General features: G+C 69.0%; 21 protein-coding genes. 10 read left to right on the plus strand and 11 right to left on the minus strand.

Going from position 1 to position 19,253, the window contains the following annotated elements; genetic code table 11:
- Nucleotides 1-1,398: an amino acid permease gene (locus SD37_RS12245; protein ID WP_044854142.1), complete on the minus strand. Its 1,398-nt coding sequence runs from the start codon at nt 1,396-1,398 to the stop codon at nt 1-3.
- A 151-nt stretch (nt 1,399-1,549) separates the two neighbouring features.
- Here SD37_RS12245 and SD37_RS12250 point away from each other — a divergent pair, with 151 nt between their 5' ends.
- On the plus strand, nt 1,550-2,137 hold the full coding sequence (locus SD37_RS12250; RefSeq protein ID WP_044854143.1) for a DUF305 domain-containing protein: 588 nt from the start codon (nt 1,550-1,552) through the stop codon (nt 2,135-2,137).
- Here SD37_RS12250 and SD37_RS12255 read toward each other — a convergent pair.
- From SD37_RS12255 to SD37_RS12280, 6 genes are all read right to left on the minus strand, one after another.
- Nucleotides 2,114-3,085: an EamA family transporter gene (locus tag SD37_RS12255; RefSeq protein ID WP_065912812.1), complete on the minus strand. Its 972-nt coding sequence runs from the start codon at nt 3,083-3,085 to the stop codon at nt 2,114-2,116. The genes SD37_RS12250 and SD37_RS12255 overlap by 24 nt on opposite strands.
- A gap of 282 nt (nt 3,086-3,367) precedes the next feature.
- A complete protein-coding gene (locus tag SD37_RS12260) occupies nt 3,368-3,916 on the minus strand; it encodes a hypothetical protein (RefSeq protein ID WP_044854424.1) in 549 nt (182 codons plus the stop codon).
- 65 nt (nt 3,917-3,981) lie between these two features.
- Nucleotides 3,982-5,511: an alpha/beta hydrolase gene (locus tag SD37_RS12265; RefSeq protein ID WP_044854145.1), complete on the minus strand. Its 1,530-nt coding sequence runs from the start codon at nt 5,509-5,511 to the stop codon at nt 3,982-3,984.
- The gene (locus SD37_RS12270; protein WP_044854146.1) at nt 5,511-5,801 is read right to left on the minus strand and encodes a hypothetical protein; all 291 of its coding nucleotides are present in this window, start codon (nt 5,799-5,801) and stop codon (nt 5,511-5,513) included. The genes SD37_RS12265 and SD37_RS12270 overlap by 1 nt, the downstream gene beginning before the upstream one ends.
- Before the next feature lie 58 nt (nt 5,802-5,859).
- Complete coding sequence (gene wrbA / locus SD37_RS12275; protein ID WP_044854147.1) at nt 5,860-6,486, minus strand: NAD(P)H:quinone oxidoreductase; 627 nt, start codon at nt 6,484-6,486, stop codon at nt 5,860-5,862.
- Nucleotides 6,487-6,534: 48 nt separating this feature from the next.
- The gene (locus tag SD37_RS12280; RefSeq protein WP_044854148.1) at nt 6,535-7,344 is read right to left on the minus strand and encodes a lysophospholipid acyltransferase family protein; all 810 of its coding nucleotides are present in this window, start codon (nt 7,342-7,344) and stop codon (nt 6,535-6,537) included.
- Nucleotides 7,345-7,642: 298 nt separating this feature from the next.
- Here SD37_RS12280 and SD37_RS12285 point away from each other — a divergent pair, with 298 nt between their 5' ends.
- The 4 genes from SD37_RS12285 to SD37_RS12300 all read left to right on the plus strand — a co-directional run bounded on the left by SD37_RS12285 (nt 7,643) and on the right by SD37_RS12300 (nt 12,323).
- Nucleotides 7,643-9,976 (plus strand): FtsK/SpoIIIE family DNA translocase, encoded by a 2,334-nt coding sequence (locus tag SD37_RS12285; RefSeq protein WP_044854149.1) that lies wholly within the window; start codon nt 7,643-7,645, stop codon nt 9,974-9,976.
- A gap of 84 nt (nt 9,977-10,060) precedes the next feature.
- Nucleotides 10,061-11,239: an AAA family ATPase gene (locus SD37_RS12290; RefSeq protein ID WP_044854150.1), complete on the plus strand. Its 1,179-nt coding sequence runs from the start codon at nt 10,061-10,063 to the stop codon at nt 11,237-11,239.
- The gene (locus tag SD37_RS12295; RefSeq protein ID WP_044854151.1) at nt 11,236-11,811 is read left to right on the plus strand and encodes an RloB family protein; all 576 of its coding nucleotides are present in this window, start codon (nt 11,236-11,238) and stop codon (nt 11,809-11,811) included. The genes SD37_RS12290 and SD37_RS12295 overlap by 4 nt, the downstream gene beginning before the upstream one ends.
- A gap of 44 nt (nt 11,812-11,855) precedes the next feature.
- On the plus strand, nt 11,856-12,323 hold the full coding sequence (locus SD37_RS12300; protein WP_044854152.1) for a hypothetical protein: 468 nt from the start codon (nt 11,856-11,858) through the stop codon (nt 12,321-12,323).
- Between the two features lie 427 nt (nt 12,324-12,750).
- On the opposite strand, the gene SD37_RS12305 is transcribed toward SD37_RS12300, so the two are convergent.
- Complete coding sequence (locus tag SD37_RS12305; protein WP_044854153.1) at nt 12,751-13,395, minus strand: nitroreductase family protein; 645 nt, start codon at nt 13,393-13,395, stop codon at nt 12,751-12,753.
- A gap of 10 nt (nt 13,396-13,405) precedes the next feature.
- Nucleotides 13,406-14,254: an alpha/beta fold hydrolase gene (locus SD37_RS12310; RefSeq protein WP_044854154.1), complete on the minus strand. Its 849-nt coding sequence runs from the start codon at nt 14,252-14,254 to the stop codon at nt 13,406-13,408.
- Between the two features lie 58 nt (nt 14,255-14,312).
- Here SD37_RS12310 and SD37_RS12315 point away from each other — a divergent pair, with 58 nt between their 5' ends.
- A complete protein-coding gene (locus tag SD37_RS12315; protein ID WP_044854155.1) occupies nt 14,313-14,846 on the plus strand; it encodes a CGNR zinc finger domain-containing protein in 534 nt (177 codons plus the stop codon).
- 73 nt (nt 14,847-14,919) lie between these two features.
- On the opposite strand, the gene SD37_RS12320 is transcribed toward SD37_RS12315, so the two are convergent.
- On the minus strand, nt 14,920-15,447 hold the full coding sequence (locus SD37_RS12320) for an amino-acid N-acetyltransferase (RefSeq protein ID WP_034312131.1): 528 nt from the start codon (nt 15,445-15,447) through the stop codon (nt 14,920-14,922).
- Nucleotides 15,448-15,535: 88 nt separating this feature from the next.
- Here SD37_RS12320 and rimO point away from each other — a divergent pair, with 88 nt between their 5' ends.
- The 4 genes from rimO to SD37_RS12340 all read left to right on the plus strand — a co-directional run bounded on the left by rimO (nt 15,536) and on the right by SD37_RS12340 (nt 18,637).
- The gene (gene rimO, locus SD37_RS12325) at nt 15,536-16,984 is read left to right on the plus strand and encodes a 30S ribosomal protein S12 methylthiotransferase RimO (protein ID WP_044854156.1); all 1,449 of its coding nucleotides are present in this window, start codon (nt 15,536-15,538) and stop codon (nt 16,982-16,984) included.
- Nucleotides 16,981-17,628, plus strand: coding sequence for a CDP-diacylglycerol--glycerol-3-phosphate 3-phosphatidyltransferase (pgsA, locus tag SD37_RS12330; RefSeq protein WP_044854157.1), 648 nt, complete (start codon nt 16,981-16,983; stop codon nt 17,626-17,628). The genes rimO and pgsA overlap by 4 nt, the downstream gene beginning before the upstream one ends.
- A complete protein-coding gene (locus SD37_RS12335; RefSeq protein WP_044854158.1) occupies nt 17,625-18,089 on the plus strand; it encodes a CinA family protein in 465 nt (154 codons plus the stop codon). Before pgsA ends, SD37_RS12335 begins: the two co-directional genes overlap by 4 nt.
- A gap of 101 nt (nt 18,090-18,190) precedes the next feature.
- Complete coding sequence (locus tag SD37_RS12340; protein ID WP_037304313.1) at nt 18,191-18,637, plus strand: helix-turn-helix domain-containing protein; 447 nt, start codon at nt 18,191-18,193, stop codon at nt 18,635-18,637.
- A gap of 66 nt (nt 18,638-18,703) precedes the next feature.
- Here the strand turns inward: SD37_RS12340 and SD37_RS12345 are convergent, their stop codons facing one another.
- Nucleotides 18,704-19,189, minus strand: a complete 486-nt coding sequence (locus SD37_RS12345; RefSeq protein WP_044854159.1) for a carboxymuconolactone decarboxylase family protein — start codon at nt 19,187-19,189, stop codon at nt 18,704-18,706.
- Nucleotides 19,190-19,253 lie beyond the last annotated feature (64 nt).

A 19,253-nucleotide genomic window follows, 5' to 3' on the forward strand; every position in this document is an offset into this window, starting at 1 on the left:
TCAGGCCTCAGACCGGGATTCCCGGCCGGATCGCCGTCGCTGGATGAAGTAGACGGCGAGGATCACCGCCAGGCTGATCAGGCTCAGGTACAGCTGCGCCCGGGTGTCCGCGTCCACGAACAGCATCGACGCCACCACGGCCAGCGTCCCGGCGAGGGTGAGCCTGCTGAGCCACGGATAGCCCCACATGCGCAGCTTCAGCCGTTCCGGCGCCTCGGCTTCCAGACGGCGCCGCATCCGCAGCTGCGACCCGGCGATGATCGCGTAGACGAACAACGCGACCGCGCCGGCGGAGTTGATGATGAAGTAGAAGATCTTGTCGGGGGACACGAAGTTCATCACCACGGCGATGTAACCGACCGAAGTGGACACCAGGATCGCCTTCCAAGGCACCCCGCGCCGGTTCGTGTCGGCGATCCATTTCGGCGCCCAGCCGTTGCGGCGCAACGCGAACAGCATCCGGGAAGCGGTGTACAGCCCGGAATTGAGCACCGACAGCACGGCGGTCAGCACCACCGCGCTGACCACGGTCTCGGCGGCGGGGATGCCGAACCGGCCGAACGCGGCGGCGAACGGGCTCGTCGTGGTCGGGATGTCACGCCAGCCGGTGATCATCACCAGCAGCGTCACCGAACCGACGTAGAAGATGATCACGCGCCACACGATCGACGACGTCGCCTTGCGCACGGCCGCTTCGGGTTCGCGGGATTCGGCGGCGGCGATGGTGACGATCTCCGCGCCGAAATAGGAGAAGATCACGATCACCACGCCGTGCACCACCGAGAACGGGCCGTTGGCGAGGAAGCCGTCCTGCGCGATGTTGCCGACCGAGAACGATCCGCCCGGCCAGAGCCCGAGCACGAACAGGACACCCACCACGAGGAACACCACGATCGTGGCGATCTTGACCGACGCGAGCCAGAACTCCGTCTCCCCGAACGAACGGGCCGAGGCGAGGTTGGTCGCGGTCAGCAGCAGCATCAGGATCAGCGAGAAGATCCATTGCGGCACAACGGGAATCCAGGCCTGGAGGATCTTCGCCCCGGCGACGGCCTCGAAGGCGACCACGCCGACCCAGAAGTACCAGTACAGCCAGCCGACGGTGAAGCCCGCCCAGCCGCCGAGCGAAGTCCGCGCGTATTCCATGAAGGAGCCTTGGGACGGTGCGGCCGTCGCCATCTCGCCGAGCATCCGCATCACCAGCACGACGATCAGCCCGCCGATGGCGTAGGAGAGCACGGCCGCCGGTCCGACGGTGTGGATGACCGCGCCGCTGCCGATGAACAGGCTCGCGCCGATGATGCCGCCGAGCGCGATCATCCGGACGTGGCGTTGTCGCAGGTCCGGGCGTAGACCGTCGCGTTCGGCAGTCCGGTCCGGAGTGGTTTCGGCGTCCATTCGCGGGTTGCCTCCTGTCGGAGTGGCGGCGGATCGCGGGATTGTCGCACCATGAGCGCCGGGGGAAAAGCATTTGCGCAACCCCCGGTGAACAGGCCGAAGTGGACTCTGCGAACCTAGGCTCCTCCACCGCGTCCCGAGGAGCACTTCGATGCCGCACGCCGTCCTCCGGTTCCTGCCTGCCGTCGCCCTGGCCGCCGTGCTCGCGGGCTGTTCGGACGAGGCACCCCAGTCGCAGACGGCGCCTCCCGGGTCGTCACCGCTGGCGCAGCAGGCCGCCGTTCCGTTCAACGACGCCGATGTGGCGTTCGCGCGGCAGGCCCTCGCGCATCACCAGCAGGGGATGGATCTGGCTTCCCTGGCCGAAACGCGGACGGAGAACGCGGAACTGAAGGCGCTCGCGAAGCGGGTCATCGACACCCACGAACCGGAGATCGCGCGGCTGTCGGCGCTCATCGAGTCCTGGGCCCAGCCCGCGCCGGACGATCCGAACCTCGAACACGTCCAGCGCGACGGCTACCTCAGCCCGGGTGACCTGGCTCAGCTGGCCGGACTGTCCGGAAAGGACTTCGACCGCCAGTTCGTCGCACGGCTGATCCGCCAGCGCGAGGCGGGCGTCCGCATCGCCGACGCCGAAACCCAGCACGGCCGCAATCCCGACGCCCGCGACCTCGCCGCGACGACGTCGCGTTCGCAGCAGCAGGAGATCAGCGAGCTACGAGGCCTCAAGCAGGGTTGAGTCCGTCTGGACGACGTTCGTGTTCAGCTGGACGATGTAGGCACCGGTCAGCAGCACCACCGCGCCCGCCGCCTGCACCCAGCTGAGCGCTTCGCCCAGCAGCAGCCACGCCGCGGCGGCGGCGATCAGCGGCTCCACCAGTCCCACCACACTCGCCACCGACGCGGGAAGATGACGCAGCGCCGCCATCCCCGTCGCGTAGGCGAGGACGGTCGCGATCAGGACCAGCGCGATCAGCAGCGACCACACCGGCGGATGCCACACCCCGAACGGCACCGGGGCTCCGAGCACACCCCACGGGATCGTCCACGGCGGAGCGACCGCGCAGACCAGGACCGCGCCGATCGTCATCCCCCAGGTGACCATGCCGAGCGGATCGCGGTCCGCGACGCCGCGTTCGCCGAGCAGGAAATAACCGGCCGAACAGACGGCAGCGCCCAGCCCGGCGAGCAATCCGACGGCGTCAAGGCTGAGGCCTTCCCAGACCTGCGCGACCAGGACGAGCCCGGTCATCGCCAGCGCGATCCCCGCCCACATCGCCCCCGGCAGCCGCCCCCGCCGCACGAACCGCACCCACAGCGCGATCAGCACCGGCGAGGTGAATTCGAGCAGGATCGCGATCCCGACCGGGATCCGGCCGGCCGCGAGGAAGTACATGAGCTGGACGCCCGCCACGCCGAGCGAGCCGTACGCGAGCAGCAGCGGCCATTCGCGCTTCGTCACCTTGAGCAGTTTCGGGCGGAAGACCGCGACCAGCGCGAGCAGCACGATCGCCGACAACCCGATGCGGATGGCCGCGACCTGTTCCGGCGAAAGCCCGGCCTGCATCGCCGGTTTGCCCAGCACACCCGACGTCCCGAAGAAGACGGCGGCGAGCAGGATCAGCGTGATGCCCCGGCCGCGGTGCGCGACGTGCCGGGCGGGGGCGGTGGCGAGTTCGGCGGTCACGGCCGGAGGGTAGAGCCCGGATGGCGGCGGGGCGACCCGTTTTCCCAGCGGCTGGGCGGGGTCAGGGCCTCGTGAGTGGTGATGAGGGTTAGAACCGTCATTACCACTCACGAGGCCGGACGACGCCCACGCCGCGGCGATGAAGGAATTGGGACGTTGAGTGTCCCAATTCCTTCATCGCCGAGGTGCCTGCGACGTGCTGCGCGGCCCTGGGAACGCGAGCCCGGCGCAGTGGATCACCAAATGCGGGTCCACCAGAACCGTCATCACCACTCACGAGGCTCAGTAGGAGGTGCCGCCGTCGGTCCAGTTCGTCCGGTCGAAGTCCTCGTCGTCGACGGGAGCGCGGCGCGGTTTGCGGACCGGTTCCGGTACCGGGGGAGCGGCGACCGGCCGCTCGGGCTCGGGGGCTTCGAGGGCCTGGGGTTCGGGCGTGCCGTTCGGCCAGACACACGGCGAGGTAGCGCCGAGGTAGAACTTGCCGAGATCGTTCGCCTGCACCGACATGTCGAATGCGTCCGCGTTGTTGCGGGCGAACACATACTGATCGCGGGGCCGCGAATCCGTCAGGACCTTGAAGTCATGAGCCGTCCACCATCCGACCACGGCGTCGAAGTACTCCGCGAACTTCGCCGGTTCGAGACCGGTCACCTCGTAGGTCGCCGAGATCTCGAAGCGGCCTTGGGGACCGTCGTCGGTCGGGTCGGCGCATTCGGAACGGTTCCGGGTGAACGGTTTCCGCTGCGCCGAGCCGGGCAGCACGGCGAACACGGCTTGGATGTACGCCTCGACCTTCTCCCGGGCCTGTTGTTCGGTGATGGTCGGTTTCATGGCGTCTCCACCTCCGGGGGAGCAGGCCGTCAGGAACAGGAGAAGAGCGGGCAGGAACGACAGTTTCACGAGGCGGGTTTCCCCGCGATGATCAGGCCGAGGTTCCGGAGCGCCGGGTTGTTGTCCTCCCAGTACTCACTGTGCGCTTCCTGGCTGTACCCGCCGAACCCGTCCGTGCCCGGCGCCGACGTGAACACCCGCCCGCCGAACCCCGCGTCGGTCGGATCCTGTCCGAGTACCAGGTCGTACCCGGCGATCTCCAGATTGGCCAGGTTGATCATGTCGTGTTCGGCCACCGTCGCGTGCACATGCCCGCCGATCTCGCCCGGGTCCACCCCATCGAGGTGCAACTGGCTCACGTCGTGCGCGCCGACGCCCGGACTCGCCACGAAGGCGAGTTCGTCCGCGGCCAGTCCGCCGTCGCGGGCCGCGTGGCCGACGACGGTGGTGCCGTAGCTGTGCCCCAGCACCGTGTTGTGCGACGGCGGCCCTTGATGCGTCTCCCGGAGCCCGTCCTGGAATCCGGCCAGTGCGGCTTTCCCGCCATCGGCGTACTTCTCGTTCGCGGCGTCGGTGATCCCGTCCGGAGCGTCGTAACCCAGCCAGGTGATCACGGCCGTCGACGGGGAACCCGCGGTCGTCGCCGAGGCCCACATCTTGTCGGAACGGTTGAGATCGCCGCCGATCTTCGCCAGCTCCGACCCGGTCCCCGGCACGTACGTCGCCACATTCACCGCCGTATCGGGATTCCCCGCCGAAACGATCGCCTTCCCGTCGCCGCTCGTGTCCAGCCCCAGCAAGAAGGCCCGTGGCTCCGGCTGCGCCAGCCGCCGCGCGATGGCTTCCAGCCCTTTCGCCCGGGGATCGCCTTGGAGCCGTTCGCTTTCCCTGGCGAGGACGGCGCGGTTGGCGGCGTCGCGATCGGTGGCCGGGATACCGTCGAGGTTCCCGACGAGCTCCGGATTCCTTTGCAACAAAGCAACTTTCGCGGTATCCGAGAGACTGTCCCACCACGCCTTGGTGTCACCGGGCGTGCCGTTCTCCGGCGGGCCGATGATCGACAGGCCGCTTTGCTCGACTCCGGCGTCGGCGGCTTGGGCGAGGGTTCCGGCGCCTTGTTCGGTGATCTCTCCTCGCAGGGCCCGCCGCATGATGGCCGCGAAGTCCGCGTCGACATCGGTGGCGCGGCGCAGGAGCTGCTCGATCCGGTCGGCGAGTTCCGCCATGACCCGCGGCTCCGCGGGCCCACCGGAGGAGATGATCTCCCCGCCGGAGCCGATGCTCAGGCCGTTCCGGGAAGCGAGTTCGTCGGTCTCCCGCACGAACGCGACGATCCGGTCCAGCGCGAGCTGTACCTCGTGCGCGCCCCGCCGGACGGCGGACGCCCCGGCCACGAGTCGTTCCAAGGTGGAGGTCAGCGATCCGCCCCGCACCGCCGCGGCCGTGGCGGCGTCGCCGGTCCACCCGGTGAAGCGGGCCATGGCCTCGATGTCGTCGTTCGCGGCGATGATCCGGGCACAGCCGTCGTTGAGCGCGTCGGCGACCGTGCCGATCGCGGCCGGGTCCCAGCGGCGTACGTCGCCCCAGGTGAGCATCAGCCGCGGAGTTCCCGGGACGCCACCAGCTCGTTCGAGCGGTAGCGGACGGCGGCTTCGTCGAGTTGCCCGGAGTACCCCGCGGCGTTCTCGGCCCAGCCCGGCACCGCCCGGCCCCAGGCGTCCGCGAGCTGCCGGGCCGCTTCACCGGACACACCGCCCGGCAGACCCGCCGCGACACCGGTGAGCGCGGCCGCCAGATCCACCTGCCGGACGTCGTTCGAAGCCCGCTTCGCCGCGCCTGACGCGGCGACGATCGCTTCCAGGGTCACCTCGTATCCGCCGGTCATCCCGCTTCCTCCCCGTAGCGTGACGCTGTGTGACGACGCTACGACGCGGGAGACGGACCTACGGTTCCCCTCGGCCGTCCTTGAAAAGTCCGTCGGCGATGTAGCGCGAGACAGTGGCGAGGCGGCGCCCCTGCAGGCGGAGGGCGTCGAGGGCGAGGTCGTCGGGTTCGGCGGACTTGCGCGAGACGAACGAGCCACCGTACGGATTGCCCGATTCGAGCAGCCGCGGGTCGGTGTAGCCGAGCGGCAGGACGATGGCGCCCCAGTGGTAGAAGATGTTGTTCGTCGCCAGCAGTGTCGCTTCGAGCCCGCCGTGCGCGGTCGAGGCGGTGGTGAACGAGGTCGCGACCTTGTTCACCAGCTTTCCCTTGGCCCACAGTCCGCCGGTACTGTCCAAAAAGGACTTAAGCTGGGCGGCGGGGCCGCCGAAGCGGGTCGGGCTCCCGGCCGCGAAACCGTCGGCCCACTCCAGGTCCTCCAGCGTCGCGATCTGGTGGTGCGGCCCCGCTTCGACCCACGCCTGCCAGCGGGGATTGCTCGCCACCGCGCCGGGCGGGGCGGTCTCGGGGACCGTGCGGACGCGGACGTCGGCTTCGGCCTCGCGAGCGCCGTCGGCCAGCGCCGACGCCAGTTTCGCGGTGTTGCCGGTCGCGCTGTAGTAGACGACGAGGATGCGGGTGCTCACGTCCGCCGACCCTAGGCGAACGTGAGCACCCGTCTCAGGATCCGGAACTCAGTACTTCTTCCACGGGCTGACGGTGTCGGTCGGCCGCGTCGGGTCGTGGAAACGCGGCTTCTCCAGCTCGTCGCGGCGCAGCGGCACCAGGCCGTCGGTGATCGCCTGCATGATCTTGGCGTGCGCGCGGACCCCGGCGCCCGGCCGCTCCGGCTCGACCTCCGACAGGTCCACCGGATCACCGAAATGCACCTTGAACCGCGGGCGCCGCATGGGCGCGCTCAGCCCGGACTTGGCGAGCGGCACCAGATCGGCGGGGCCGTTGACGGTCTCTGTCCCCCAATAGACGGCTTCGTGCGCGCCCCACTGGCTGATCGGGATCACCGGCACCCCGGCCGCGAGGGCGAGCCGCGCGGCGCCGGTCTTGCCGCGTTCGGGCCACAGCCCGGGATCGTGGCTGATCCGGCCCTCGGGGTAGACGATGAGCGGGTCACGCGTGGTGCGCAGCGCCTCGGCCGCTTCGGTGAACTGGCCGATGGCCGTCGAGGCCTGCTTGCGGTCGACCCGCAGATGGCCGCTGGCCCGCAGCGCCGGGCCGATGACGGGGGCGTCGAGGATGCCGCCCGCCAGCATGAACCGCGGGTTGATGCCGATCCGTTTACAGGCGGCCATCAGCACGAACGCGTCGAAGACGCCGATGTGGTTGGCCGTCATGAGCAAGGGTTTCCGGCGCAGTTCCGCCGGGACACCGCCGGTCACGGTGAGTTTGCCGACGAAGTTGACCAGCCCCCGGTCGATGTTCAGCATCGTGCGCCAGACGGCCGGGGCGCGGCGAGCCGAATTCTCATCCTGATGCAGCGCGAACATGGGGCAGAGCATGTCATGAGCCGCTTTTCACCCGGATGGCCGCTCAAGCTGTGACCTGAGACGAATGTTCCGGATGTGCCCCGAGTGGCACCCGGGGCTGGAGGGCCGGGGCGGTTACCGTGGAGGTATGGCTAGCGGGTCGACGACCAGGAAACGGAGTACGGCGCGAAGCGGCGGCAGCAAGGGGCCGGCGCGAAAGCCGCGTACCCCGGCGAAGCCCAGGTCAACGGCGGCGAGGAAGCCCGCTCCACGGCGTCCGGCGCCCAGGAAGAAGTCTTCCGGAACCTTCGCGAAGGGCGTGCGCGGCACCTGGAACCTGCTCGCCAAGGGCCTCGGCACCCTGGCCAGGACGGTCGGCCGCGGCCGTGAACTCGAACCCGAACACCGCCGCGACGGTCTCGCGCTCGGCCTGATCGCGCTGGCGCTGGTGATCGCCTTCGGCGTCTGGTGGCGGGCAGCGGGCCCGATCGGTGGCTGGGTGGAGGTCGCCACCAGGTCGGTGCTCGGCGCGGGCGCGGTGACGCTGCCCCTGGTCCTGATCGTGGTCGCCGTCGCGCTGATGCGCTCCGAACCGGTGCCGGAGGCCCGGCCGCGGATGGTCATCGGCACCCTCCTGGTCATCCTGTCGGTCCTCGGCCTGCTGCACATCTTCACCGCGCTGCCCGAGACCAACGACGGGCGGATGTACGCCGGCGGGGTGATCGGCGCGTTCTCCGGCGGCCTGCTGACCATGGGCGTCACCACCTGGGTCGCCGTGCCGCTGCTGGTGCTGGCGCTGCTGTTCGGCACGCTCGTGTTCACCGGGACCCCGGTCCGCGAGATCCCGCACCGGCTGCGCACCTGGGGTCTCGACCCCGAGGAGATCGAAGAGGCCGAAGCCGAACGCCGGGCCATCCACGAAGAACGCGACGCCGTCACCGAAGCCGACCCGAAGTCCGTGCGCCTGCGGAAGCCGTCGCGGCGCCGCCAGGGCGCCGGTGACCACTCGGGGGAGCAGCTCGACATCGAAGCCGCGCTGGCCGAACCGCCGACGCCGCTGCGGCCGCCGAAGCCCGCCGTCAAACCGGTCGAAGTCCCGGAGAAGAAGCCCAAGAAGGCCGAACAGCCGCTGGCGGTCACCAGGACCGTCGAAGGCGACTACAAGCTCCCGCCGCCGGACCTGCTGAAGCTCGGCGACGCGCCGAAGTCCCGCAGCAAGGCCAACGACGCCATGATCGAGGCGATCACCGGCGTCCTGGAGCAGTTCAACGTCGACGCGCAGGTCACCGGGTTCACCCGGGGCCCGACGGTCACCCGGTACGAGGTCGAACTCGGCCCGGGCGTGAAGGTCGAGAAGATCACCGCGCTGACCAAGAACATCGCCTACGCGGTGGCGACCGACAACGTCCGGCTGCTCGCCCCGATCCCGGGCAAGTCCGCGGTCGGCATCGAGGTGCCCAACTCCGACCGCGAGATGGTGCGCCTGGGCGACGTGCTGCGCGCGCCGTCGACGGTCAAGGACAACCACCCGATGGTCATCGGCCTCGGCAAGGACATCGAAGGCCATTTCGTCACCGCGAACCTGACGAAGATGCCGCACCTGCTGGTGGCGGGGTCCACCGGTTCCGGTAAGTCGAGCTTCGTGAACTCGATGCTGGTGTCCCTGCTCGCGCGGGCGACGCCGGACGAGTGCCGGATGATCCTGATCGACCCGAAGATGGTCGAACTGACCCCGTACGAGGGCATCCCGCACCTGATCACGCCCATCATCACCCAGCCGAAGAAGGCCGCCGCGGCGCTGGCCTGGCTGGTGGAGGAGATGGAGCAGCGGTATCAGGACATGCAGGTCAACAAGGTCCGGCACATCGACGACTACAACAAGAAGGTGCGCTCGGGGGAGATCACCGCGCCGCCGGGCAGCGAGCGCGTCTACCAGCCGTACCCGTACATCATGGCGATCGTCGACGAGCTCGCCGACCTGATGATGACCGCGCCGCGCGACGTCGAGGACGCGATCGTCCGGATCACCCAGAAGGCGCGTGCCGCCGGGATCCACCTGGTGCTGGCGACCCAGCGCCCGTCGGTCGACGTCGTGACCGGTCTGATCAAGACCAACGTGCCCTCGCGGCTGGCGTTCGCGACCTCGTCGCTCACCGACTCGCGGGTCATCCTCGACCAGCCGGGCGCGGAGAAGCTCATCGGTATGGGTGACGCCCTGTACCTGCCGATGGGCGCCGGGAAACCGGTCCGTATCCAGGGCGCCTTCGTCGGCGACGAAGAGATCTCCGCGGTGGTGAACTTCGCCAAGGAGCAGGCGCAGCCGGACTACACCGACGGCGTCACCGCGGCGAAGGCGGGCGAGAAGAAGGAGATCGACTCCGACATCGGCGACGACCTCGACGTCCTGCTGCAGGCCGCCGAGCTGATCGTCACCTCGCAGTTCGGCTCGACGTCGATGCTGCAGCGGAAGCTGCGGGTCGGCTTCGCCAAGGCCGGGCGCCTGATGGACCTGCTGGAGAGCCGCGGCGTCGTCGGGCCTTCGGAGGGCTCGAAGGCGCGGGATGTGCTGATCAAGCCGGAGGAGCTGGAGTCGGTGCTGTTCATGATCCGCGGTGGCGGGGACGCGAACGGCGGCGACGTCTCGGACGACTGACCAGGCCCTGGATGATGCTCCGGGCCGTTCTGTGCGGTTTACTGGTACAGAACGGCCCGAAACTTCGTCAGGAAGGTGGTCGGGATGCTTCGCAGCTTCCGGTTGGGCAACCACCGCTCGTTCCGTGACGAGCAGGAACTGCTCCTCATGCCCGCCATGCCGGGCGACGAGCGCCCGGCGGTGCCGGTGGCCGCGATCTACGGGGCGAACGCCTCCGGCAAGTCGAACCTGCTCGACGGGCTCTACAGCATGAAATCCCTGGTGGAGGGCTACTGGAGCCATTTCCACAAGAGTCACTTCCGGCTCGGCTCCGAGGATGGCCGACGCCCGTCGACCTATGTCGTGGAGCTGCTGCTCGACGACGTCCGCTACACCTACGGATTCCGGATCGAGAGTGCGGGGGCGGACGGCCGGGTGCTGGAGGAATGGCTCTACACCTATCCGGAGAAGCGGCGGCGGGTCGTTTTCGAACGGCAGGCGGGCGGCGTGCGGTTCGGGAGTACGACGACGGAACTCAAGGGCAAATTCGCCGTGCTGGAGGAATTGATCCAGCCGAACGCCCTGTTGCTCAGCGTTTGCGATCGGCTGCAGCTGGGCCCGCTGGACCCGGTCTATCGCTGGTTCACCCAGGAACTGCGGGTCTGGCTCAGGAATCAGCAGTGGGAGCCGCTCGAAGTGCAGCGCCGGGTCACCGAGTTCGTCGACATGGACGCGGAGAACCACGAGCGACTGATCGCTTTGCTGCGGGCCGCGGACACCGGGATCACCGGCATGGTCCTCCGGCAGGAGGAAGGCAGCAACTATCGCTCGGTGCGGCTACAGCACGGTGAGGGCGCCGAACTCTTCAGCCTGTTCGACGAATCTGCCGGGACGAACAATTGGCTCGGGCTCTTGCCGACCGTGTTGGCCGTGCTGGACAACGGGTGGACCTTCGTCGTGGACGAGATCGACACCAGTCTCCATCCCAAACTCGTGGCCGAGCTGATCGGCTTGTTCCGTGAGCAGGACATCAATCGACGCGGCGCCCAGCTCATCTTCACCACGCACGACACGAGCCTTTTGGGCACCATGCTCGGTGACAACGTGCTGGACCGCGACCAGATCTGGTTCGTCGGCAAGAACGCGGACGGCGTTAGCGAGCTGTACCCGCTGACGGACTTCAAACCGCGGAAGGACCAGAACACCGAGCGCCGCTATCTCGCCGGTGGCTATGGGGCTGTTCCGGTGCTGGGCGACTTCGCCGAAGCGGCGCTGCGCAGATGACCCGCCGGGAGAACAGCGGCCGCAGAAGACCGGCTTTTCGTGAGCAGAGAAAGTCGGTCCTCGTCGTTTGCGGGGCGGAGGCCACTGAGCCCGCGTATTTCGAAGGTCTCAAACGGGCTCGCCGGAATCCGGCCGTCACGATCAAGATCAAGGCGAAGCGCGGAGACCCGGACGCGGTGGTCAAGTACGCGGCGGGGATGCGCGACCGCGCCGAGGGAACGCACGACGAGGTGTGGTGCGTCGTCGATGTCGACGAATTCGACCTCGACAAGGCCACGGCGACCGCACGAAGGCTCGGTATCGACCTGGCGATCTCGAATCCGTGCTTCGAGTTCTGGCTGCTGTTGCATTTCGAGGCCTGCTCGGCGCCGCTGACCTGCTACGGGGACGTCGCGAAACGCCTGGTCAAACACGTGCCGACGTTCAGCAAGTCGGCGTTGCGGTTCGCGGACTACGAGAGCGGGGTCGAGTCCGCGGTCCGGCGCGCGAAGAAGCACAACGTCGAGCTGGGCTCCGAGCACGGCCGTAACCCCTCCACCGGGGTCTGGGCCTTGGTCGAAAAGATGGACTGAGGAAGCGATGCAACGGACCGGAGGCTCCGCTACGTCCAGTACGCGTGGACCCCAAGAAGCTGCTCGTCGTCCTCTGCGCCCTGGCCGGTCTCGCCTGCGGAGCCGGTAGCTCCGCCGCGCGCGAACAACCACCGGCGACCCTGCCCACGCTGGTCCAGCCCGCGCCGGCACGCGAGCAGCCCCAGCCCGCCAAAAGCACCGTGGAGCTGGGGGACACCATCACCCTCAAGGCCGGTGAAACCACCGAGGTCGCGTCGAAGGACGTCAGTATCCGGTTCACCGAGCTGGTGTCCGATTCCCGCTGCGCCCAGGGCATGGTCTGTGTCTGGGAAGGCGAGGCCGTGGTCGCGCTGACCCTGGCCGAACCGGGACGCGGCGAGCGGACGAGTGCGGAACTGGCCTCCACCGGACGTGGTGGCAGGCAGTCCGTGGAGTTCGCCGCCTGCCGGGTGGACCTGGTCGCCGTGAGTTCGGGGGGCGACCAGGTCACCCTGCGGGTGTCCAAGGCCTAGAGTGCTCGTGAGTGGTAGTGACGGTTCTAAACGTCATTACCACTAACGAGACGCGCCCCACCAGGTACTCGGCAAGGTGAAGGTCGAGTTTCCTCGGCTGCCTCGAGGGAAGGGGTCCTTCACGCGCGGCCACCGCGGCTGCTGGGGCAGGTGGTGTTTCTGAGGCTGCGGATAGCGATCGCGTAGTCCGTGAACGCCTCCTTCCCTACCTTCAGGGTCAATGCCAGCAGATTAAGGTCGATGGCGTGGTGCTGTTGTGGCGTGTTTTCCCTGGTCAGGTGGGTCGGCTCCAGCGGGTACCAGACGTTCGGGCGGCGCTGGTTCGCCGACGAGGGTTGGTGGGTCCGTGAAGGCCTCCTTGAGGGACTCAGAGTCCCTCAAGGAGGCCTTCACGGACCCACCGCTAGTGCCCGCGGGTGTCCAGGGCTTACGAGAGTGCGTTTCCCCAGCCATCGAGGTACGCGACTTCGGACAGCGGCACACGCGCCGCGGGTTTGAAGTCCGGCACCGTCGTGTAGGCGACCGGCAGCAGCCCGACCTGTGTGACGTCGGAGGGGATGCCGAGGATTTCGGCCGCCTCCGCCTCGTGGGTCAGGTGGTAGGTCGTGAGCGTCGAGCCGAGGCCGCGTGACCGCAGCGCCAGCTGGAAGTTCCACACCGCCGGGAAGATCCCGCCGTAGAACGCGGCGTCGGTCGCGTTGTCGCCGCTCGGCCTGCCGGTCAGGCACGGGATGACGAAGACGGGCACCCGGTCGATCACGTCGATCAGGTGCTGTCCCGAAGCGAACGCGCGCGCCACGGAGGGCTCGGTGATCGCCTCGCCCAGCGCAGCGGCGTTCGCCTCCAGGTATGCCTTCCCGACCCGCCGGAACAGTTCGGACAGCCGGTCCTTCACCTCCTGATCCCGCACGACCAGCCACCGCCACGCCTGCTGGTTGCCCGGCGTGGGCGCCTGGAGCGCGAGCCGAAGGCACTCGTCGAGCACCTCGGGTTCCACCGGCCGGTCCAGGTCGAGTTTGCGGCGCACCGCCCGGGTCGTGCTGAGCAGATGGTCGGTGACCGAGGTGTCCATGTCCCGCCTTTCAGTGATGCGCCGCCAGGAAGCGGTCGATCAGCTCGCTGATCGGTTCGACGTCCTCCTCCAGCGCGAAGTGTCCGGTGTCGAAGAAGTGAACCTCCGCCGAGGGAACATCATTCCGGAACGCCTCGGCCCCCGCAGGGATGAAGAACGGGTCGTTGCGGCCCCAGACGGCGAGCACCGGCGGCCGCGTTTCCCGCAGCCACGCCTGGAACTTCGGATAGACGGGCGGGTTGTTCCGGTAGTCCCAGAGCAGGTCCAGCATCGCTTCCGTGCGGCCGGGAAGGCCGAGGAAGTACTGGTCCAGCAGGTAGTTCGTGGGGTCGATGGTCTCCGGGTCGCGGGCGCCTTCGGTGTACTGGCCCTTGATCTGCTCCGGTGCGAGGATCTCCGTGAACCCGCGCCGCGCCTCGATTTCGTCCGTCATGGAGGCGAAGTCCGGCATCGCGGGCCCGAGCCCTTCGACGTAGGCGTTGCCGTTCTGCGTGATCAGCGCCGTGACCTCGGACGGCCGCGAGACGGCCAGCCGCAGCCCTGTCGGAGCGCCGAAATCGAAGACGTAGAGCGCGTAGCGGCGCAGTTCCAGCGCGTCCACGAACTCGCCGACCACGTCCGCGAGCCTGTCGAAGGTGAACGTGAAGCCCTCGGGTGTGACGGTCTGCCCGAACCCGGGCAGGTCCGGCGCGATGAGCCGCCACCGGCCGGCGAGACGGCGCATCAGCCGCACGAACTGCTGCGAAGACGTCGGGAAGCCGTGCAGCAGGAGCAGGACGGGAGCCTCGGGGTCGCCGGCTTCGCGATAGAAGACGTCGACGTCGCCGAGTCTGACGGAACGGTGCCGGATGGTCGTCATGAACGCTCCCTAATGGTTAGAACTGTTTTTAACCATTAGTACCTGCTAGTGTCAAGTCATGCTCGATCTCGACTCGCTCCCCGGTGACGATCTCGCGGTGAACCTCGCCGACACGGTCATGCTGGCCGTCTCGCCGTCGATCGACCTGCTCGACGACGGGCACTCCAGGTTCTGGTCGGCGCAGGCTTCGCTGTTGCCAGAAGGCGCCCGGCCGCCATCGCCCGAGCAGACGAGGCGGCTGCGTTCGGCGGTGCGTGAGCTGCTGGAAGCCGTCGTGGGCGGACGGGAGCCCGAGGCATGGGCGGTGGAGCGGGTCAACGCGGCCGCGGCCGCCGTCCCGACCAGCCCGCGGCTGACCGCCGAGGGCGCGGAGACGCGCTGGCACGGCGAGGACGAGGGCGAGATCGCCCTCGCCGCCGTCGCGGTCGCGGCGATCGACCTCGTGGCCGGGCCCCGCGCGGCGCGGCTGCGGCGCTGCGGTGCGCACGACTGCTCGATGCTGTTCGTGGCGGCCAACAGCCGCCGGGTCTGGTGCACGCCGTCGCTGTGCGGCAACCGGGTCCGGGTCGCCCGCCACGCCAAGAAGGGCTGAAGGGGCCCATCGCCGCAGGCGACGCGGGGAAAGCGCCCTTCACCGCGTCCCATGCGGCGAAAGTCCCCTTCGGCTACAGCTCCAGCAGCATCCGGCTGTTGCCCAAGGTGTTGGGTTTCACGTACGGCAGGTCGAGGAATTCCGCGACGCCCGGGTCGGCCGAGCGCCGCATCTCCTCGTAGACCTCCTGGGTCACCGGGGTGCCGTCGATCTCGACGAAGCCGTGCCCGGCGAAGAAATGGGTCTCGAAGGTCAGCACGAACAGCCGTTTCAGCCCGATCTCGCGGGCGAAGTCGATCAGCTGCCCCACCAGCGCGTGCCCGATGCCGCGGCCGCGGGAGTCCTTGTCGACCGCGATGGTGCGCAGCTCGGCGATGTCCTCCCACAGCACGTGGAGCGCGCCGCAGCCGAGTACGTCGTCACCGTCCTCGACCACCCAGAACTCCTGGACGCTCTCGTAGAGGGTGACGAGTTCCTTCTCCAGCAGCACCGTCCCGGCGTCGGAGTCGACCAGCGCCTTGATCTTGCGGACGTCCGCGATACGCGCGCGGCGAACGGTGGGGCGGCGGTGGAGTAGGGGGTCTGAGGGCACGTCCACCATTAAGCCATCCCGGGCGCGGGCGATGGTCGAAGGCTCGCCCGAGCGAGCGATCGCCGACCCCGAGAGCAGGCCAGCTACCCTAAGGCACGTGCCTTCTCCCACCACTGATCCTGTCGCCACCCGCCGCGTGTCCTTGCTGACCCTCGGTTGCGCCCGCAACGAGGTCGATTCCGAGGAACTCGCCGGACGGCTGGCGGCGGGCGGCTGGGAGCTCGCCGCCGAGCCCGAGGACTCCGACGTCGTGGTCGTCAACACCTGCGGCTTCGTCGAGTCCGCCAAGAAGGATTCGGTCGACACCCTGCTCGCCGCGTCCGACACCGGCAAGAAGGTCGTCGCCGTCGGCTGCATGGCGGAGCGGTACGGCAACGAGCTGGCCGAGAACCTGCCCGAGGCCGACGCCGTCCTGGGCTTCGACCACTACGCCGACCTCTCCGACCGTCTCGACGACATCGTGGCGGGCCGCAAGATCGAGTCCCACACCCCCTCCGACCGCCGCAAGCTGCTGCCGATCAGCCCGGTCCAGCGGCCGACGGCCGCCGAAACGGTCGAGGTGCCCGGGCACGCGCAGCACGGCTGGGGCCCGCGCGTGCTGCGGACCCGGCTCGACACCTCCCCGGTGGCCGCGCTGAAGATCGCCTCCGGCTGCGATCGCCGCTGCTCGTTCTGCGCGATCCCGTCGTTCCGGGGTTCCTTCGTGTCCCGTCAGCCGGACGAGATCGTCGCCGAGGCGATGTGGCTCGCGGAGAACGGCGTCAAGGAGCTCTTCCTCGTTTCGGAGAACTCCACCTCCTACGGCAAGGACTTCGGCCGTGACGGCGCCCGCGCGCTGGAGCTGCTGCTCCCGCGCCTGGCCGCGGTGCCCGGGATCGAGCGTGTCCGCGTCTCCTACCTGCAGCCCGCCGAGACGCGTCCCGGCCTGGTCAAGGCCATCGCGACCACGCCGGGTGTCGCCGACTACTTCGACCTGTCCTTCCAGCACTCCAGCGAGACCGTGCTGCGCCGCATGCGCCGCTTCGGCTCCACGGACTCGTTCCTCGCGCTGTGCGACCAGATCCGGGAGTACTCGCCCAACGCCGGCATCCGCACCAACGTCATCGTCGGGTTCCCCGGCGAGACCGAGGAGGACGTCGCCGAGCTGGAGCGCTTCCTGACCGGCGCGCGGCTGGACGCGGTGGGCGTCTTCGGCTACTCCGACGAGGACGGCACCGAGGCCGAGACCTTCGAGGGCAAGCTCGACGAGACCGTGGTGGCCGAGCGGGTTTCCCGGATCTCCGCGCTGGTCGAGGAACTGACCTCGCAGCGGGCCGAGGACCGCATCGGTGACTTCGTCGACGTCCTGATCGAGCAGGCCGAGGACGGCGAGGACCCGATCGGCCGCGCCGCGCACCAGGCCCCCGAGGTCGACGGCGAATGCGTCCTGATCGAGACGGACGACCTGCCTTCGCTGGCGGTCGGTGACTTCGTGCGCTGCGAGGTCGTCGACTCCGAGGGCGTCGACTTGATCGTGCGGCCCGCGCCGCCCGAGGCAGACCGGTGAATGCCGCCCCGAGCGACGCCGGTGCCGGTGAAGGAACGGGAGGTGAGCACGCCCGGGTCCCCGAGGCCACCCCGGTCCCGACGCTGAACCTGGCGAACCTGCTCACCATGTCCCGGCTCGTGCTGGTGCCGTTGTTCGTGATGGCGCTGTTCACCGGCGACGGGGCCGACACCTTCTGGCGCGCGACGGCCACCGCGCTGTTCGCGATCGCGTCGTTCACCGACCAGGTCGACGGCTGGGTCGCGCGGAAGTACGGGCTGATCACCGACTTCGGCAAGATCGCCGACCCGATCGCGGACAAGGCGCTGATCGGCGCCGCGCTGGTCGGGCTGAGCGTGCTCGGCGAACTGGGCTGGTGGGTCACCATCGTCATCGCGATCCGCGAGATCGGCGTGACGCTGCTGCGGTTCTGGGTGATCCGGCACGGCGTCATCCCGGCCAGCCGGGGTGGCAAGGCCAAGACGCTCACCCAGGTCGCGGCCATCACCGCGTATCTGCTGCCCCTGCCGCCCGCCGCCGAACCGATCCGGTGGGCGCTGATGGGCCTCGCGCTGATCCTGACCGTCGTGACCGGACTCGACTACGTCGTGCGCGCGGTCCGGCTGCGCTCCGCCGGACGGCGTGCGGCGGGCACCGCGTCGTGACCACCGGTGAGACCTTGGTCACTCACCTGATCGAGCGAGGGGAGACGGTGGCCACGGCCGAGTCGCTCACCGCCGGGCTGGTCTGCGCGACGCTGACCGGGATCCCCGGATCGAGTGCCGTGGTCCGGGGCGGGCTGATCGTCTACGCCACCGATCTCAAGGCGTCGCTCGCCGGTGTCGACGAAGACCTCCTCGCCACCCACGGCGCCGTCCATCCCGAGGTCGCGGCGCAGTTGGCCACCGGGGCGAAGGACCGCTGCGGCGCCACCTGGGGCCTCGGCCTGACCGGTGTCGCGGGCCCGGCAGGGCAGGACGGCGTCGCACCCGGCACCGTCCACGTCGGCCTCGCCGGTCCGGGCGTGCTCACCGTCCGTACGCTGGACTTGAGCGGTGATCGAGCCTCGGTCAGGGACGGTGCCGTGCGTGGCGCGTTCGCCCTGCTGGGGGAACATCTCGCATGATCGCCGCGTTCGCCCTTGGCGTATTGCCGTGTCAACACCTGCGCCCGGGGCACCGCACTGGGTAACGTAGGGGACAGTCAGTCCTGGAAGGGAGGCGCGTGATGACCGTGCTGTTGCGCGAGGCTATCGGCGACCGGCTCCGACACGCCCGCACGAACCAGCGTCGAACCCTGCGGGACATCTCCCGCGCCGCCAGGGTGAGCCTCGGCTACCTTTCCGAGGTCGAGCGCGGGCAGAAGGAGGCGTCCAGCGAGCTGCTGGCGTCCATTTGCGAGGCCTTGGACCTTCCGCTGGGCGAACTCCTGCACAAGGTCGCGGCGGACGTCTCGGCGATGGACAACGTCGAGGTCGCCCCGGTGGACGAGAAGGTCGAGGCGGGCAAGCGGCGTGCTCCGGAGCGCGAAAGCGCCGAAGCGGGTCTCGAAGGCGGCCGCCTGGTGTCCGAGCTGATCGGCAACGACCTGGCCGATCTGCGGATCTCGCCACCGCCGCGGATGAGCCCCGCCCTGCGGACGACGATCGCCGCACCGAAGATGGTCGCCGCCTAGCTGTAGTGACCTGAGCAAGGTCGTGAACGGAAGAGGCCCCAGGCAGTCCGCCTGGGGCCTCTCCTGTCAGTTCGCCGCGGTGTCGAACGTCCCCGCCCGGTAGGAGCCACCCTTGGTGTGCGTGATCACGAGCAGCCGGTTGGCGGCGTTGATCATGGCGACCAGGTAGATCAGCGCGGCGATCTGGTCGTCGTCGTAGTGCTTCCGCACCTGTGACCAGGTCTCGTCCGAGACGCCCTGATGTGCGTCGGCGAGCCTGCTGCCCTCCTCCGCGAGGGCCAGCGCCGCCTGCTCGGCCTCGGTGAACACGCTTGCCTCGCGCCACGCGGCGACCAGGTTGACGCGGACCGCGGGTTCGCCGGCGGCCGCCAGATCCTTGGCGTGCGCGTCGACGCAGAAACCACAGCCGTTGAGCTGGCTGGCCCGCAGCGACACCAGTTCCTGGGTGATCTTCGGCAGGGTGGAACCTTTGATCGCCAGGCTCACGTTGGCGAAGCGCTTGCCGATCTTGGCGCCGAGTTCGTTGCTATTCAGATCGAAACGGGAATCCATGATCTCGTCCTCTTCGGTGGTGGTCTGCTGAACCGGACGACCACCAGATGCCGGCGCCCCGGCC

This window comes from Amycolatopsis orientalis, from assembly GCF_000943515.2.
Lineage (GTDB): Bacteria > Actinomycetota > Actinomycetes > Mycobacteriales > Pseudonocardiaceae > Amycolatopsis > Amycolatopsis orientalis.

What these genes read in the sequence shown, in the direction of transcription:
- SD37_RS12280 (WP_044854148.1), bottom strand. Translation starts at nt 7,344, where the DNA reads ATGTTCGCGCTGCATCAGGATGAGAATTCGGCTCGCCGCGCCCCGGCC.
- SD37_RS12290 (WP_044854150.1), top strand. Translation starts at nt 10,061, where the DNA reads ATGCTTCGCAGCTTCCGGTTGGGCAACCACCGCTCGTTCCGTGACGAG.
- SD37_RS12265 (WP_044854145.1), bottom strand. Translation starts at nt 5,511, where the DNA reads ATGCTCACCTGGGGCGACGTACGCCGCTGGGACCCGGCCGCGATCGGC.
- SD37_RS12305 (WP_044854153.1), bottom strand. Translation starts at nt 13,395, where the DNA reads ATGGACACCTCGGTCACCGACCATCTGCTCAGCACGACCCGGGCGGTG.
- SD37_RS12315 (WP_044854155.1), top strand. Translation starts at nt 14,313, where the DNA reads ATGCTCGATCTCGACTCGCTCCCCGGTGACGATCTCGCGGTGAACCTC.
- SD37_RS12295 (WP_044854151.1), top strand. Translation starts at nt 11,236, where the DNA reads ATGACCCGCCGGGAGAACAGCGGCCGCAGAAGACCGGCTTTTCGTGAG.
- SD37_RS12270 (WP_044854146.1), bottom strand. Translation starts at nt 5,801, where the DNA reads ATGACCGGCGGATACGAGGTGACCCTGGAAGCGATCGTCGCCGCGTCA.
- SD37_RS12260 (WP_044854424.1), bottom strand. Translation starts at nt 3,916, where the DNA reads ATGAAACCGACCATCACCGAACAACAGGCCCGGGAGAAGGTCGAGGCG.
- SD37_RS12320 (WP_034312131.1), bottom strand. Translation starts at nt 15,447, where the DNA reads ATGGTGGACGTGCCCTCAGACCCCCTACTCCACCGCCGCCCCACCGTT.
- SD37_RS12340 (WP_037304313.1), top strand. Translation starts at nt 18,191, where the DNA reads ATGACCGTGCTGTTGCGCGAGGCTATCGGCGACCGGCTCCGACACGCC.
- SD37_RS12250 (WP_044854143.1), top strand. Translation starts at nt 1,550, where the DNA reads ATGCCGCACGCCGTCCTCCGGTTCCTGCCTGCCGTCGCCCTGGCCGCC.
- SD37_RS12345 (WP_044854159.1), bottom strand. Translation starts at nt 19,189, where the DNA reads ATGGATTCCCGTTTCGATCTGAATAGCAACGAACTCGGCGCCAAGATC.
- SD37_RS12245 (WP_044854142.1), bottom strand. Translation starts at nt 1,398, where the DNA reads ATGGACGCCGAAACCACTCCGGACCGGACTGCCGAACGCGACGGTCTA.
- SD37_RS12310 (WP_044854154.1), bottom strand. Translation starts at nt 14,254, where the DNA reads ATGACGACCATCCGGCACCGTTCCGTCAGACTCGGCGACGTCGACGTC.